The organism is Desulfomarina sp., assembly GCF_054039375.1.
Genome location: NZ_JBPLBA010000138.1, coordinates 1 through 15,656 on the forward strand (window position 1 = coordinate 1; position 15,656 = coordinate 15,656).

The window sequence follows — 15,656 nt, forward strand, 5'->3', positions numbered from 1 at the left end:
AGGGGAAACCACGAACAGGAACTGCTCAGCTACAGTGAAACGGGAGATGTGGAAACATTGCGACTGTTGCGCAAAATAGGAGTGGATGCGACAACCGAGAGCTACAATGTATCCGCCCGCAGGTTACAGGGGCTTGCCTGCTTCCCCCCGGAACATCAGCAGTTCCTGCTGAATCTTCAGTTCTGTCATATTACCGAAAATTATATTTTTACCCATGCGGATTTCCATGAGGAACTGCTGATCCCACCACAGAAAACAACCGACACAGCCGCCTACTGCTACAATATGGAGGCACGGCTGCTCTCAAGCAGACGCATGATAGAAAAACGGCCAACCAATCTCGACAGAACAATTGTTTTCGGTCATATTCCATTCGAACTTCCCCTGGTCACCCCCGACCGGATAGGAATAGATACAGGAGCTGTTTACGGTAACATACTGACCGCTCTGGAGCTGCCGGCCATGTGTTTTCACCATGCCTGACCAATGTCCTGGTAATTACCCCGTAATTACTCACAGGTACCGCAGCTTTTCACGGTCTCTTTTGTCCGCATAGTAGGCTATAGCGAACAAAAGAGCTTGCAAAAATCTGCTGCACCTGTGAGCAATTACAGTTCAGAGGTAATAAAATCACATAATTGCTACCCCTGTGAGTAGTTACATTACCCCAGCCCGTACATTTTGATCTTTCTCCAGAGAGTCGTCCTCGGGATATCAAGGATTTCCGCGGCACGGCTCCTGTTGTAACCTGTACTTTCCAGCACTGTCTTGATATAGCGCCGCTCCATTTCTGCAAGAGAGGTCAGGCCATCCCCCTCCAGGGTATCAAAATCAAACTTCTGCAGGTCCCGGGGGAGGTCGTTAATGGTGATCTCCTCCCCCCCGGTCAGGGCCACGGCCCGTTCTATTATATTTTCCAGTTCCCGGACATTTCCGGGATAACTGTAGTGGGTCAGAATATGCAATGCCTCTTTTTCCACTCCTGAAACCCGCTTATGAAAGGCAAGACAGTATTTCTGGATGAAGTGGTTGACCAGAAGAGGAATATCTTCCCGTCTTTCCGCCAGCTGAGGCACATTCAGGGAAACAACGTTGAGGCGAAAGAAAAGATCCTCCCGGAAAAGCCCCTCCTCCACCTCTTTTTTCAGGTTTTTATTGGTGGCGGCGATAATCCTTATGTCCAGATCAATCAGGTCCGTCCCCCCCACCCTGAATATTTTTCTCTCCTGAATCACGTGAAGCAGTTTCACCTGCATGGACAGAGGCATCTCACCTATTTCATCCAGAAACACGGTACCACCCGATGCCGATTCAAGCAGACCGATTTTGACTGCGGTTGCCCCGGTGAATGCCCCCCGTTCATGACCAAACAATTCACTGCTGATCAGTTCATCTGTAAACCCGCCACAGTTAAATGAGACAAAAGCTCTGTCTTTTCTTGAACTTAACTGATGTATAGCCTGGGCAACAAGGGCTTTTCCCGTACCGCTTCCACCCTGGATCAGGACATTACAGTCCACCTTGGCGACCTTGTTTATCATCGAGAAGAGTTCCTGGATGGCCGGGCTGTTGCCGACTATGGAAGTAAGCCCGGAACCGCTTTTCAATGCCTCCCGAAGCCTGCGGTTTTCGGCACGCATACTGATCTTATCCCTGGCATTCTGCGCCCAGAGACGGATATCCGACAGATTCACAGGTTTGGCAATATAGTGATACGCACCTTTCCTGATGGCCTCAACCGCTGTTTCCACACTCTTGTAACCGGTAATGATAATGACTTCCGTTTCACTGCAATACTGCTTTATCCGCACGAGGATATCCAACCCGTCCTGGTCCGGCAGATTCATATCAAGAAAAACAATATCAAACCGTTTCTGTTTCATCCGTTCAAGAAAGGAACGACCGGTGACAAAGGCCTCCACCGAAAACTCGTCTTTCCCCAGGGCCTTGGCAAGACGCCTGCAGACAATTTCCTCATCATCAACAATGGCGAGTTTGTATTTCACGCGGCACTCCAGTTGACAAAATCCTTCGGAACTGAAGGAAGAAGCACCGTGAACCTTGATCCCCTTCCCTCCTCACTCTCCACCTCAACACGCCCCCCGTGCTGCTTGACTATGGAATAACAGACTGCAAGGCCGAGGCCTGTTCCCTCCCCGGTTACCTTTGTTGTATAAAAGGGTTCAAACAGCTTGTGCTGCACCTCTTTTGCGATCCCTTCCCCATCATCCTCAACCACAAACGCCAGGAAACCTGACATTTTCGAAAAACTGACGGACAGCCGTACCTCCCCTCCCTTTGAAGTTGCCTGAACAGCGTTCATCAGCAGGTTAAAAAATACCTGCTGCAGTTTTCTCAAGCTCCCTTTCACCATGGGAAGATCCGCCGGAACAGAAACCATGAGATCAATACCGGACAATTTGACTTGGTTTTTTATGAGATTAGCCGTACTGTGAATAATTTCAGCCGGGGACAATTCTTTAAAAACAGATTTTCCGGCATAGGAAAAATCGAGGAGGTTTCTCACGATATCCGCCACCCGTTCCGTCTGCTCCATGATATCCTGCAGCAGTTCCATACCATAATCATCAAGGGTCTGGGCAAACTCTTCATGGAAACTTTCAGCAGTCAGGGCAATATTATTAATGGGATTATTCAGTTCATGGGCAATACCTGCGGTGAATGTGCCGATGGCCGCAAGTTTTCTGGCCTGCAGCAGATCTTCCTGGTGCTCCTTCAGTTCACGGGCCATACGATTGAAGGCATCAATCAACCCTGATATCTCTTCCAGGCTTTCACCCTTGTAGCGAATCGGCGAAAAATCTCCATGGCCGACAAGTTCAGTGGTTCGCCTGACGACATCCAGAGGCTTGAGCAGGCCGTTGGAAACCAGCCTGAACCCGAGAATCATCACCGAAAGAAGAATGGCCATGAAAACAAAGGGAAGAACCAGCGTGCGGACAATGGCGACATGGATATGTTTCCGTTTCAGTTCCCTGAACCTGACCGCGTCTTCCGTGAGCGCTTTTCCTTCATCCCGCAGCCTGTCCATTACATCCCGTCGACCCTCCTCCAGCTGCGAAACAAGTTTTTTATATTTTTGCAGGGATTGTCGGAAAACGGCCACCTGTTCCTCTCCCTCAAGAACACTGAGATCGTCTGATAACTGATGAAAAATTTTATCGATACGCCCGAGATAAACCCTGCTGATCACCAGGCTTTTTTCGTCTCCGTCAATCTGAAAGTTTTTTTCGAATCGGCGCAGCTCAAGAATATCATCCACCAGGTCATCGTACGATTCACCCAGGTAAAGACGGGATTTGATGACGGAAAGATTATAAAAATTCAAGACAGCCAGAACACCTATTGAAAGAAAGGTAAAGACAAATCCCACAAAGATTTTTCCCTTGATGGAGTTCCATCTCAACTTTCCGACTGTAGATCGCCTGAGCATTGAAAAAAAAACAACAGGTCTGCTGCTCATCCCAGTCCCCTTTGTAAATATTCCATGAATCCGTGACATCTCTGAAGAAACCGGCATAGTCGAACTCTTTGACCCGACCCCAGAAAACCAATGAAAACTACGACTGCGGTAATGCCCACGAACCCACACGTACAAAATTTCATTTTGAAACAATTTCAACAAACTCTACCAGAATGTGTTTCAATTTGAAATAACCAAATGAATGAGGCTTCATTTATTTTTTACAGCCGACTGACATTTTTTGTGCTTCCTTTTTATCTCTGTTCAGTTATATTTCTTTTGCTTTACAATAAAATTTAATAGACTCCGTACCACCTCGGCAGATCATTTCCATACTGACAAAGAGACTGGCAGCATCAGCAGACTTAACAGGTAACAAAAAACAAATTGATAACTTCCGGACTCCATGTAATAAATAATTTCATTAAACACTTTCCTGGTATTGATTTTGCTAGACTTTCACCAGGGAGAGAATGTATGGAAAAAATACTTGTGGCCATAGACAACAGACACAGAGCATGGGAGGCACTTTCCCACGCCTGTTCACTGGTAAAACGAATCGATGCCGAACTCTATGTCCTGCTGGTGCTCTCTACTGAGCAGAAAGATCGCGCGCTTACCGATATTGAAACTGAAATAAAAAAACGACTTGAACTGGTAATAGAAAAAGCAAAAAGCGAAAATATTATAATTAATTTTTTTCTGGCGGAGGGAAACTATGAACAGGAAATTATGACTTTTATCAATCATTACAAAATCACCTTACTGGCACACGAGACAAATGTGAACGACAGGGACGCCAGGGTCCGGGATACCCGTTTTTTACGCTCCCTCAGGTCTCAACTGTCCTGTGCGGTGGAAATTGTTGTTCCCAGAAAACAGATCCCGAATCAATGAGTGATCCAGGATCAAAGCCGGGCATTTTTCAGCTTTAACCGGTTGCAAACCCGGTCGACTGTGAACTTTGCTACAGCAATAACACCGTTTTACTGTTATGAAGGTATCAGCCGCGGTGGAAAACCGCCCGTTTCGATAACTTTCATAAGAAAATTAATTATTTTGAGAGGATTTTATGGGCTTATCAATGCATCTTTATCTTCCTATCGCCGGGAATGCAGTGAACCTGCTGGTTATTGTCGGTCTCGGGGGATTTGTCGGCCTGCTTTCAGGAATTTTTGGTGTGGGTGGCGGTTTTCTCATGACCCCCCTGTTAATAATGATGGGGCTTCCCCCGACTGTTGCGGCTGCATCTGATTCCAATCAGATTGTGGCTGCCTCCACATCCGGCACCCTCGCCCACTTTCGCCTGGGGAATGTGGATTTCAAGATGGGTTTCCTTCTGCTGATAGGAGGAATTGTCGGCGGTACTGCCGGAGTTCAGGTTATAAAAATTCTGAGAGCCCTGGGAAATGCTGATTTTCTGATCAGTATCACCTATGTTCTGATGCTGGGTTTTGTTGGTGGCTACATGTTTCTTGAGAGCCTTCAGGCCATGCGGAAAACCGCAAAACCGGCCGCCCAGTCTCCCACGGATACACCCAGGAAAAAGGAATCTACTTATGCGAGAATAGTGGGCAGTCTGCCTTTCCAGATGGACTTTGCCCGATCCGGCGTACGCATTTCAGCAATCCTTCCGCTGGTTCTGGGTACATTTGTCGGAATCCTGGCTGCCATCATGGGAGTCGGGGGCGGATTTATCATGGTTCCGGTTATGGTCTACCTGCTGCGCATGCCTATGCATGTCGTTGTGGGAACCAGCCTTTTCCAGATTCTCTTTACCTGCATCAATGTTACGATCATGCAGGCTTCTCAGAATCATACGGTTGATTTCGTTCTCGCCCTGTTACTGCTCATAGGCTCATCGGTGGGTGCCCAGGTAGGTACGAAAATAGGGAAAAAGCTGGACGGTGAACAGCTGAAAATCCTGCTGGCTTCACTGGTTCTCCTGGTGATGTTCAAAATGCTCTACCAGTTGCTGGTCCAACCGGATATCCTTCTTGCCTACATGGGAGGACATTAAAATGCGAACATACACTTTAAGACTTGTACTCTTTTTAATTCTTGCGGCACTCCCGCTGACACAGCTTTCCGCCCGGGCGGACGAGAATATCACCATCTCAGTCTCCCCCTCACCTCTCCTGATAGGAGCCCAGTACAATGGTGCTGACCTGACAGTGACAGGCACCATCCCTGCCGGCAGTGATGTGGTTATCCGCTTTACCGGGGAACCCGAAGAATTACACCTCAGAGAAAAGGGCAAAGCCTTTAATCTTCTCTGGATGAACGTGGGCACGGTCACATTTGATAATGTGCCGAAAGTTCTGCTCATCGAAACTTCCCGCCCGTTTGAGGAACTTGGTCCGGAAGCAAAAAACCTGCAGTTGGACTCTCTCCATAAAACTGTTGAAATAACAAAACCGGCCAGTTCCATGGATATTGATCTTGTTCATGAACTTTTACTCTTAAAAAAAGAGGAATCCCTGTATAGTGAAAAGACCGGAGGGATCGTCCTGGGTCCAGACTCGGGTCTCGCGCGATCATTCACAGCCACCCTGAAACTCCCTTCCGCCCTGGCGCCGGGTGAATACCAGGTGGAAGCGGCAGCATTCCGGGATGGGAAACTCGTCGCGGACAGCAGGGTTAAAATGGAAGCCAGACTGGACGGTTTTCCTCTCTGGCTCAGTAATATGGCTTTCAACAACAGCCTCCTCTATGGAATCCTGGCCGTAGTAATCGCCATTTTCAGTGGCCTTGTCATCGGGCTTATCTTTCAGAGCAAGGGGGCACATTAAAACCACAGGGACTTCATATGTATCGCAGCCTCAAAAACATACTCGTCGCCTGCCTGAAAAAAAACAGGGAGTTGCCCATCGCACGTTTCCTTGAAAAATTCCAGGTCATTCTGGAAAAAAGCAATGAAACGCTGCACCTGATGTCAGACATGAGTGACAAACTGGGGGGAGAGTATGTTTTTGACCTGCACTATATTGAAGAATCGGCTGAAAAACTGGATGATCTGCTGCTGAAAATCATCTCTGAGATAAAAATCATCACCCATCATCACACCCTTGATCTTTTCCCGGCATTTGAACGTATTCAGCACACCATCCAGGAAGAACTGGCGGGAAAACATGTCCTGACCTCCGAGGCAATGGTTCTTCCCCTCCATGAGGTAACCGACTGGCAGCGGGACCTGGTCGGGGGCAAGATGGAACGACTTGCCGGACTTTCAAACCACCTCGGCCTGCGGATTCCCGACGGCTTTGTCATCACCACCCAGGCATTTTTTCAGCACCTGCGGCACAGCGGCCTGGAGAATGTCATTGAAGAGGCAAAATATCGTCTCGATAAAAATGACGAGGATGGCTGGCGCAGGCTTGCGAGAACGATGAGAAAACAGATCATCGACACCCCTCTGCCCAGAAAACTCGTATCCAGGATCCACCATGAATACGATGCCCTCATGGAGCGGGCAAAGGGTGACAATCCACGGGTCGCCATGAGAAGCAGTGCCTGGGGCGAGGGTGGCAAGGCAAGTTTTGCCGGGCTCTATGATACACGGCTGAACCTGACACGGGACCAGCTCATCGACGGATACCTGCAGATCGTCGCCAGTGCCTATTCTTTCAAGGCACTGCAGTATCGGTTCAGCAAGGGATATGGAGAACAGGAGGTGGCCATGGCTGTCGCCTGTCAGGTCATGACCGGGAGTGCGGCAAGTGGTGTACTGCACACCTATATCTCTCACAAGTCAAAGAGCGCGATACATATCAACTCCATGTGGGGTTACTGTTCCGGTATCATGGAAGGCAGCCACCCGGCGGACACCATTATTCTTGACCGGGAACCACCCTATCCTGTTCTCTTTCAAAAAACCGCAGACAAGAAGCAGCAGCTGGCTCCCGATATAAAAGGAAAAATGGCCTGGCAACCGCTCCCCGAAAAACAACAGAACATCCTCTGCCTGACCGGGGAACAGCTGACAACTCTTGCCCAGACGGCCAAAAGCATTGAAAGATACTATAAACGACCCCAGGAAATTGAATGGACATTTGAGCATAACGGTCAACTGTCAATTCTCCAGACCCGTGACTCTCCTGTAAAAGAAACCCTGGCTGAAGAACAGCCTTTCCCCGCCAATATAACGCGAGATGCGGAAATCATTTTTTCCGGCCGGGGGGTAACTGTCCAGCGCGGCATTGCCATCGGTAGAATTTTCGTCATCGACGAAAAAAACGACCTCAGTGATTTTCCCCATGGGGCAATCCTGCTGACCCGCCATGCATCCCCCCGCTTTGCGACCATCATGCATAAAACGAGAGGGATCATCACCGATATCGGCTCTGTTTCCGGACATATGTCGACCCTCGCCCATGAATTTCGTGTACCCACGGTTGTCGACACAAAAATAGCCACCCAATACCTGAAACACGGAGATGAAATCACCCTGGACGCCACCCAGAATATTGTCTACCGAGGGAAAATCACCGAACTCGACCGCTTTGAGCTGACGATTGAGGATGTCTTTGAAGACTCCTCGGAATATCGGTTGCTGCGTCGTCTGCTCAACCACATCTATCCCATCACCATTCTCGAACCACAGCTCGACAAAATAACACAGGCCTCGTGCAAGACCTACCACGACATCATAGCGGTAACACACAAACTGGCCATTGAAGAAATTGTCCACCTCAGTGAAAAACACGCCACCAGGAGTTTTCCGCCGCCCAAGCAGATGAAAACGACGATCCCTCTCGGCCTGATGATTATCGACGCCGGAAAAGGTACAACCTGTTCACCAGCGGATCGGTGTATCACGCCCGAACAGATTGTTTCACGCCCCCTCAGGGATTTCTGGCAGGGCCTGGAGGAATCCGGAATGTGGCAGAATGATCCCGTTTCCGTTCACATGGGAAGCTTCATGTCCAGCCTGACAAGAACCACCTCCCTGACGACACCGGAAAAAGTGGGTAGAAATCTTGCGGTAATCCTGGACAACTATATGAATCTCAGTATTCAGCTCGGCTATCATTCTACCTCCATTGAGGCATATATGGCCGACAATATAGATGACAACACCATCTATTTCAAATTTTTCGGTGGGGCAACGGAATTCATCCGCAGGGCAAGACGAACCCTTTTTATCACCAATGTATTAAGGCACTATGATTTTATGGTGGAAATCCAGGGAGATCTTGTGGCCGGCAGAGTGAAGAAACTGTCCATTGACCGCATGTCCCGCCGTATGATGATTCTCGGCGGCCTTGTCGGATATACACGCCAGCTGGACGCCCTGATGAATTCTGACGACGATGTACTGTACCACACCCGACACTTCATCGAATCCATAGAACGCCTGGAACCAGGAGAGGAAAAATGACCGAACGGCAAAAAGAGGCGGGCACCAGATTGAGTATAATTATCCTCGACGATGAACCCATTGTCTGCAAAAGACTGAAACCCACACTGCAACGAAAGGGGTATGAGGTCGAAACATTTTCCGACGGCCCCCTGGCCCTTGCCCGATTGGAAGAACGGGCCTTTGATATTGTCATCACAGACCTGAAGATGGGGACAATTGACGGTATGCATGTTCTTGAAAACGTTAAAGCGGCTCATCCGGACACCCAGGTTATAATCATTTCCGGATTTGCCACCCTGGAAACCGCCAAGGAATCGTTTAGAAAAGGAGCCTTTGATTTTGTCGCAAAACCGTTCAAAATCAATGAAATACTGGAATGTGTAAAACGCATTGAGGAAAACCGGAACAAAGGACAAAACTAATGTGGCTGCAACACCTGTTTAAAAAACAACGTTCCACCGAAACAACTCCGGCGGAAATAAATATCTGGCACCTGAAATCTCTCTTTAATAATTTCAGGAAGATACTTCATCTCAACAACCGTATTCTTGAGAATATGGCACGTATGGAACAATCGCTCGGTGGTGAATATATTTTTGAAAAATCCTTCCTGGAAAAAACGGTTCGGGTCATCGCCTCTGATGTGCACCACGTGACTTATAATCTCAATGCCCTGACCGAAAATGGTTATGTCCCCCTTTACGACAGGTACCAGGAAATCCGGATGATCCTGGATGATATCCTCTCCGGCAACACCAGGGCTCTGGCCTGCCCCCCTGTACTCCGGCTCCAGGATATCGGCTGGGAAATGGAGCCCCTGGTGGGTATAGACCTGGTCTGCCTGGCTGAGCTGAGACTTCATCCGGGCATTCAGGCGGGAATCGGCTTCATAGTCACGGCGGAAGGCACCCAGGCCCTTATTTCGGATGAAACCTCATCTAATCATATTTCAAATTCAGATGTCCAGTTTGGCATTGAAGAACAGTTCGGCAGACTTTTTCTTGAAGACAGCAGCCGACGCATATCAGTTGTCGCAACACAGATCAATGACGACATAGGTCTGACAAAGGACTTGGGCTCTTTCTTTATCGAACCTTCAGCGGATCACAGTAAACTGCTGGTACTTGAGAACAGCTCCCCCTCCCTGGAAAAGAAAGAACTCTTCGCCCGACAGGTGACTCCTGGGAAAACAGACAAGGTAACGATTTCCGAATATGTCGAACCCATCCCCATTCAAAACTATATTGACTGTCTCCAGTGGATCATTCAAAGCGTCGATCCGGGGCAGGGGAATACGGACGAGTCCCCTGTTCCCTTTGCCGTATTCATCAGACCTTCACCGCCTTTTACGATACACGGAACCCTGAAAACACGGGCGAGCATTTCAGAAACCACAACCCCCGCACTTTCGATCACTTCGCACCTGAAAGGCAAACCCGAATCAGGGGATTCCTATCTTTTAAGCCGGACCTTCCCCTTTAATCCGGTCCGGTCGGAAATAGTGACCAAATCCCAGTCAACCTGTTTTCCCGATGGCAACAGTGCCACCGGTCACCTGCCCGACAACGGTCATTTTCGCCGGGGTTCAGCCATAATCGGCAACAGCGATCTGAAAATGTTTGCGGAAACGGCCATGACCCTTGAACGAATAATGGGTGTGCCTATCCGGCTCCAGTGGGAATGCCTTGCCGATGGTACCTTTATCTTTACCCGCCTCTTTCCCTACCTGGAAACCTCGGAAGAACCGACAGCCCTGGAACTTCTTGAGGAACAGCAGAGCGCAGAACTTCTCTGCCAGGGAACACAGATTGTTCAGGAGGGAGTAGCTGCCGGTCATGTTTTCCATGTTACAAATGAAACCGCCCTGGAAGATTTTCCACCGGGGGCCGTTGCCGTGGCCCGAACGGCAACGCCCGAACTGACCCCCATTCTACAGCGGGCATCGGCTATTTTAACGGAATATGGTAATGTCACGGGGCACCTGGCCACCGTGGCGAGGGAAATCAGTCTCCCCGCGGTTTTCGGTGTCCCCGATGTCCTTACCAGGCTCCCTGAAGGTAAGGAAATAACTGTGGATGCGGGCCAGCTCAAAATTTATAAAGGAACCCTCAACACCCTTTTGCGGGTCGGCAGCAGGAAGATGAACCTTTCACCCGCAGATCCCGAATACAGGATCCTTCGCCGCCTCCTGCGTTTTATCATGCCCCTGCATCTCACCAATCCGGAAACGCCCAATTTCTGCGTGGAAGGATGCAAAAGTTTTCATGATATTATCCACTTCTGTCATGAAAAATCTGTTGACGAACTGGCCCACTTCCAGGAACGCCATCCCGGTCTCGGCTCAATCCGCACCAGAAGAATGCGCCTCGATATCCCCATGGATATCCGTGTCCTGGATATCGGGGCGGGGGTGAATGAACAGTTTGAAAAAGATCCGGTGGCTGAAAATATCAGGCAGGGACCATTTTCCGTATTTCTGGAGGGCCTCCTCAATCCGGATGCCTGGGAAAACGACATCCCCTCTCTTGGTCTGCGCGATATCATCTCCAGCATGCCCAGGACAATGAATATCATGTCACCCACAGCCGCCGAAAGTTTTGGCGAGAACCTGGCCATAGTAGATCACGACTATATGAACCTCAGCCTCCGCCTTGGCTATCATTTCAGTGTCGTTGATGCCCATATCGGTGATGACATGCATCGCAATTATGTCTATTTCCGCTTCTCGGGCGGAATGGCCAATCCGGACAGACGCGCACGCAGGGCACAGTTTATCTGCAATGTATTGCGTGACATGAACTTCAAGGTCTCCCTCAAGAGCGATCTTGTCGTGGGAAGACTGAAATTTGAAGAGACGCTCCTGCTGAAATCATCTCTCTATGTTCTGGGTGCACTGACAACCTTCTCCCGTCAGCGTGACACCAGTCTCTATTCCGACAATGAAACAAACATCCTCTATGAATTTTTTGATAAAACCTTTTTAAGCCATTTTCATGAAACCGCGAAGAAAGGACGGCGGGCAATCGCACCACCCGAAGAAATTTAATACCTGAATTCTGCACTTCAGAGATATACCCTGTCCACACAGGAGACTTATATGTTCAAACGACTTTTGCAATACTATACAGACCGGAAACAGAACAGGGAGCGGATTGCCCTGGAAGAACTCAAGGCCCGCTATCATACCTTCCGCATTTTTCTTGAAAACAACGGCAGGGCCCTGGAACTGATTACCGGAATTGACGCCAACCTTATTCGGGGAGAAGAACGGGACATCCGCAAGGCCACAGATGAACTCCTCGGGATAATCTCCGAACTGATTGACGGTTTGAACCTCCTTTCCGGTTCATCATACACCTATCTCTATCCGATGCATGGACAGTTGAGTGAAAAACTGTTTGGAGCCCTGAAAGAACTTGCAGACCTCCCCGTTGATCGAAATTACTGTATTCCCCTGGATGAACTTGAAACGGAATCCTATCTCTACACGGGCAGGAAAGCGGCAAATCTGGCCCAGCTGAGAAAAATCGCCCTGCCGGTACCAAATGGCTATGTCTGCACCACCCACGCCTGCAAGGATTTTCTGGCCACAAACGATCTCGCATCAGAAATCCGACATCTTCTCAGGGGTGTCGAACAGGGACAGATGGATGTGGCCGCTGCCTCAAACAAGATCAGGCTGCAGATCCAGCAGACCGCCCTTCCAGAAGAAATCGCCTCGGCCCTGTCCGGTTCCTATGACTGCCTGAAAGAAAGTGAACATGAAACAGGTAACAATACATTCGCCATATCGGTCCGCTCCAGTGGAGTCAGTGAAGACAGTATAGAGCACTCGTTTGCCGGACAGTTTGCCTCCATTCTCAACGTCATTGGACACCAGTCTCTTTATGATGCCTATAAACAGGTGATTGCCAGCGGCTTCAGTGAAAGAGCCATCTCCTACCGTATGAATGCCGGTCTCTCTCCCGTTGATTTTAACCTGGCGGTTCTCTGCCAGGTTATGGTTCCCGCCAAATGTGCCGGCGTCATGTTCACAGTAGACCCATCGGATCCTTCCAGCAACAGAATGCTCATCAGCGCGGTCCCGGGCCTGGGAACCCTGGCCGTGGAAGGCTCCGCCCCTGCTGATCTGTACAAACCGCTGCGTCCCGCTCAATATCGATCTGATTCCGATGAGACGAAAATCGAGCCGTTCCCTGCAGGAATTATCAGTGAGGACCGCGCCGCCCAGCTGATGGATGGTGCCCAGATAAGCGTTAAAACAATACGGGAAGTGGCGACACCCTCGGGCGGACTCCACCAGGAAACCCTGTCCGAAGAAGAAGCGCAGGCATCCCTGCTGACCCTTCAGGAACTTGGAAAACTGGTTGATTACGGGGAACTGATAGAAAGCCTTGAGGGGCGGGGACAGGATATTGAATGGGCCTGCTCAGAAAAAACAGGTATTTCCATTCTCCAGGCACGCCCTTTGCGCCTGACCGCAAAGGGAAGCCGAAAACGCAGACAGCAGGATGAGTCTGAACCCCTGCTGACAGGAATCTGTGCCTCTTCAGGAAAAACAACCGGGCAGGTCCAGCTTGTCAATTCTTCCGTAGATCTGGCCAAGCTTACCTATGGCAGTAACAATAATCTTGATCAGGTTCCCTGCATTCTTGTCCTTTCCCAGTCCATTGTGGATGCGGCCAGCCTGATCCCGAAATGTGCCGGGACAATTGTCGACATAGGAAATCCCACTGACCATCTTTCCTGTATAGCAAGGGAACAGGGCATTCCAATGATTACCGGAGCGGAAAAAGGCTCATCAACCCTTGAAAACGGTCAGTGGATCATCCTTGATGCCGATTCGGGCGTGGTAAGAGAGGCCGGTCCCTCTCTTCAGGATGCCGCCATCAAAGCCCATATCAAGCGGCACAGGCAGAAATCAGAGCGTCGCCCTGGAACTGCCGGACAACCTGATGGGGAAACGAAAAAAACCATCTCCCCTGAACGAGAAAAACTTCGGAACATGATTGTACCCCTGAACCTGACGGATACCTATGGTGCAACATTCTCCCATCTTGAATGCCAGTCATTCCATGATATCATCAGGTTTACCCATGAAATGGCGGTCCTGTCCATGTTCAATACAGGGGACATGATTATGGACTATGCCGGCGGCATGCTGCATCCCCTGGAAATAGGGGTTCCCTTCTCATTTCTGGTCATTGATGTGGGCGGCGGTATCAGAAGAGATAAGAAAAGTTCACTCCTGAAGCAACTGGCTATTCATAAACCTCTGAGCACGGACGACGTCCTCTCCGTCCCCCTGCTCGCCCTCTGTGAAGGGCTGACAACTCCAGGACTTTCCTGGCATACGGAACCGGATGCCGGTGCCATGGCCGATGTTTTTTCCCGTGGCATGTTCGATAAACGGGGAGCCAGGCCCCTGGGGTCATTTAATTATGCTCTTGCAGCCCGCGATTACCTCAATCTTAACGCCAGGGTGGAATTTCACTTTGCCATGCTGGATGCCATCTGCGGAAGAGACACCCACGCAAATTATATCCGTTTCCGTTTCAAGGGCGGCGGTGCCGGCATGGAAAGAAGCCACCGGCGGGCCCTGTTCCTCCAGCTTATCCTGGAACATAACGGATTCTATACCACGGTAATCGGAGATCTTGTGACAGCTTCCCTGACCGGTGCCTCAAAACAGACGGTCTATGAACAGCTAATCATGCTCGGTCGGCTCTTCGGTTTCAGCCGCTTTCTCGATGGAATCATGACGGACGACGACAGTCCTCACCTGCTGGCCAACGCCTTTCTGGAAGGGAAATACGACACCAGGGAAATCGCTGCGAGTGCAACGGAGGAATAAATGATTCACGATAGAAGACAAAAACTTTTCCGGGATACTGATTTCCTGATCAGCCGAACCGCCTTGCTACGCGATCCGTATGCCGGGTGATGTGGGAGGGCTCCTCAGTAATGGGGAGTCCTGTCCCGATTGGATGTTGTATTTATGCCTTTGATCCTGAGGGCTTATTGTCAATACATGCATCTATTAGAAAGATATATGGATCATTTTCCATTTCTAATTCTTTTAAAATTTTCTTTACACGTACAATTTCATTTTCAGTGAAATAGATGATGACCTTGAAACCAATTTTTGCGTCACTAGCTTTTTTGTAAATATCTAGCTGTTTTTGTAGATTCTTTTTTAATTGTGTGTTTTTTGCAAGTTTGAATTCAACTAACGAGTCTGTAGAAAAACACTTCCCACAACTACAATTTTCCAGCAGAATTATTCAATAATCGAAAATTTCACAATAATTCTGAAAAATTTCATGATAGAAAACCACTTTTCCCGGTAAAAACCCTCAATAATGCATTTTGCTGTATCAGTTCCTGTTCATAACCTGCTTTTTCAGCTCTTTTCCTGACAATCTACACGAAACCCATTCCATACGCATGCACCTTTTTCAGGTTATGGATTATACAGAAAAGATGTTCGGTATTTCCAAGCACATAGGTTGTTTTAGCTTGAAAATTAAGTATGCTATACACCAGAACACCCATTAGTCGAGCCTGACCCCTGTCCGTCTAACTGAAATCACAGGGCCGGATCTGATCCTCTTGATAACATTTTGCAGCTCGACTGCCGACAAAGAGTAGACCAATTGCCCGAAATTCATTCGCATTAATTGGCGACCCTTTTCCGTTCCAACTTGATATAACAGATCATACGTCAAGTGAAACTGCGGCTCTGCCCCTTACCCGAGTGACGTCTTAACTGGATGGTGGATCTCACCAAGCCGATCCCTTTGACTGCGC

Annotated in this window: 11 protein-coding genes; 8 read left to right on the forward strand and 3 right to left on the reverse strand. The window is 49.1% G+C overall.

Annotation, left to right across the window (positions count from 1 at the left end):
* Positions 1–483 (forward strand): metallophosphoesterase family protein (locus tag ACXLDX_RS08180; protein ID WP_503417355.1); only part of this gene is annotated, 483 nt, incomplete at its 5' end.
* A gap of 179 nt (positions 484–662) precedes the next feature.
* Here the strand turns inward: ACXLDX_RS08180 and ACXLDX_RS08185 are convergent.
* Positions 663–2,006: a sigma-54-dependent transcriptional regulator gene (locus tag ACXLDX_RS08185; RefSeq protein ID WP_457576701.1), complete on the reverse strand. Its 1,344-nt coding sequence runs from the start codon at positions 2,004–2,006 to the stop codon at positions 663–665.
* Entirely contained in the window at positions 2,003–3,484 is a 1,482-nt protein-coding gene (locus ACXLDX_RS08190) for a sensor histidine kinase (protein ID WP_457576702.1), read from the reverse strand. Before ACXLDX_RS08190 ends, ACXLDX_RS08185 begins: the two co-directional genes overlap by 4 nt.
* Positions 3,485–3,961: 477 nt before the next feature.
* Here ACXLDX_RS08190 and ACXLDX_RS08195 point away from each other — a divergent pair, with 477 nt between their 5' ends.
* The 7 genes from ACXLDX_RS08195 (at position 3,962) to ACXLDX_RS08225 (ending at position 14,700) form a co-directional block, all read left to right on the forward strand.
* Positions 3,962–4,381 carry a universal stress protein gene (locus tag ACXLDX_RS08195; protein ID WP_457576703.1) on the forward strand — a complete coding sequence of 140 codons (420 nt, stop codon included), beginning with the start codon at positions 3,962–3,964 and terminating at the stop codon, positions 4,379–4,381.
* Between the two features lie 175 nt (positions 4,382–4,556).
* Positions 4,557–5,504 (forward strand): sulfite exporter TauE/SafE family protein, encoded by a 948-nt coding sequence (locus tag ACXLDX_RS08200; RefSeq protein WP_457576704.1) that lies wholly within the window; start codon positions 4,557–4,559, stop codon positions 5,502–5,504.
* A 1-nt stretch (position 5,505) separates the two neighbouring features.
* Complete coding sequence (locus tag ACXLDX_RS08205; RefSeq protein WP_457576705.1) at positions 5,506–6,276, forward strand: TIGR02186 family protein; 771 nt, start codon at positions 5,506–5,508, stop codon at positions 6,274–6,276.
* Positions 6,277–6,293: 17 nt separating this feature from the next.
* A complete protein-coding gene (locus ACXLDX_RS08210) occupies positions 6,294–8,864 on the forward strand; it encodes a PEP/pyruvate-binding domain-containing protein (protein WP_457576706.1) in 2,571 nt (856 codons plus the stop codon).
* The gene (locus ACXLDX_RS08215) at positions 8,861–9,268 is read left to right on the forward strand and encodes a response regulator (RefSeq protein WP_457576707.1); all 408 of its coding nucleotides are present in this window, start codon (positions 8,861–8,863) and stop codon (positions 9,266–9,268) included. Before ACXLDX_RS08210 ends, ACXLDX_RS08215 begins: the two co-directional genes overlap by 4 nt.
* Positions 9,268–11,892, forward strand: a complete 2,625-nt coding sequence (locus tag ACXLDX_RS08220; RefSeq protein ID WP_457576708.1) for a PEP-utilizing enzyme — start codon at positions 9,268–9,270, stop codon at positions 11,890–11,892. Before ACXLDX_RS08215 ends, ACXLDX_RS08220 begins: the two co-directional genes overlap by 1 nt.
* A gap of 51 nt (positions 11,893–11,943) precedes the next feature.
* Entirely contained in the window at positions 11,944–14,700 is a 2,757-nt protein-coding gene (locus ACXLDX_RS08225; protein WP_457576709.1) for a PEP/pyruvate-binding domain-containing protein, read from the forward strand.
* A gap of 142 nt (positions 14,701–14,842) precedes the next feature.
* Here the strand turns inward: ACXLDX_RS08225 and ACXLDX_RS15675 are convergent, their stop codons facing one another.
* Positions 14,843–15,130 carry a DUF8371 domain-containing protein gene (locus ACXLDX_RS15675; RefSeq protein ID WP_503417356.1) on the reverse strand — a complete coding sequence of 96 codons (288 nt, stop codon included), beginning with the start codon at positions 15,128–15,130 and terminating at the stop codon, positions 14,843–14,845.
* Positions 15,131–15,656: the final 526 nt, after the last annotated feature.

What these genes read in the sequence shown, in the direction of transcription:
- ACXLDX_RS08200 (WP_457576704.1), top strand. Translation starts at nt 4,557, where the DNA reads ATGGGCTTATCAATGCATCTTTATCTTCCTATCGCCGGGAATGCAGTG.
- ACXLDX_RS08210 (WP_457576706.1), top strand. Translation starts at nt 6,294, where the DNA reads ATGTATCGCAGCCTCAAAAACATACTCGTCGCCTGCCTGAAAAAAAAC.
- ACXLDX_RS08190 (WP_457576702.1), bottom strand. Translation starts at nt 3,484, where the DNA reads ATGAGCAGCAGACCTGTTGTTTTTTTTTCAATGCTCAGGCGATCTACA.
- ACXLDX_RS08220 (WP_457576708.1), top strand. Translation starts at nt 9,268, where the DNA reads ATGTGGCTGCAACACCTGTTTAAAAAACAACGTTCCACCGAAACAACT.
- ACXLDX_RS08195 (WP_457576703.1), top strand. Translation starts at nt 3,962, where the DNA reads ATGGAAAAAATACTTGTGGCCATAGACAACAGACACAGAGCATGGGAG.
- ACXLDX_RS08215 (WP_457576707.1), top strand. Translation starts at nt 8,861, where the DNA reads ATGACCGAACGGCAAAAAGAGGCGGGCACCAGATTGAGTATAATTATC.
- ACXLDX_RS08225 (WP_457576709.1), top strand. Translation starts at nt 11,944, where the DNA reads ATGTTCAAACGACTTTTGCAATACTATACAGACCGGAAACAGAACAGG.
- ACXLDX_RS08205 (WP_457576705.1), top strand. Translation starts at nt 5,506, where the DNA reads ATGCGAACATACACTTTAAGACTTGTACTCTTTTTAATTCTTGCGGCA.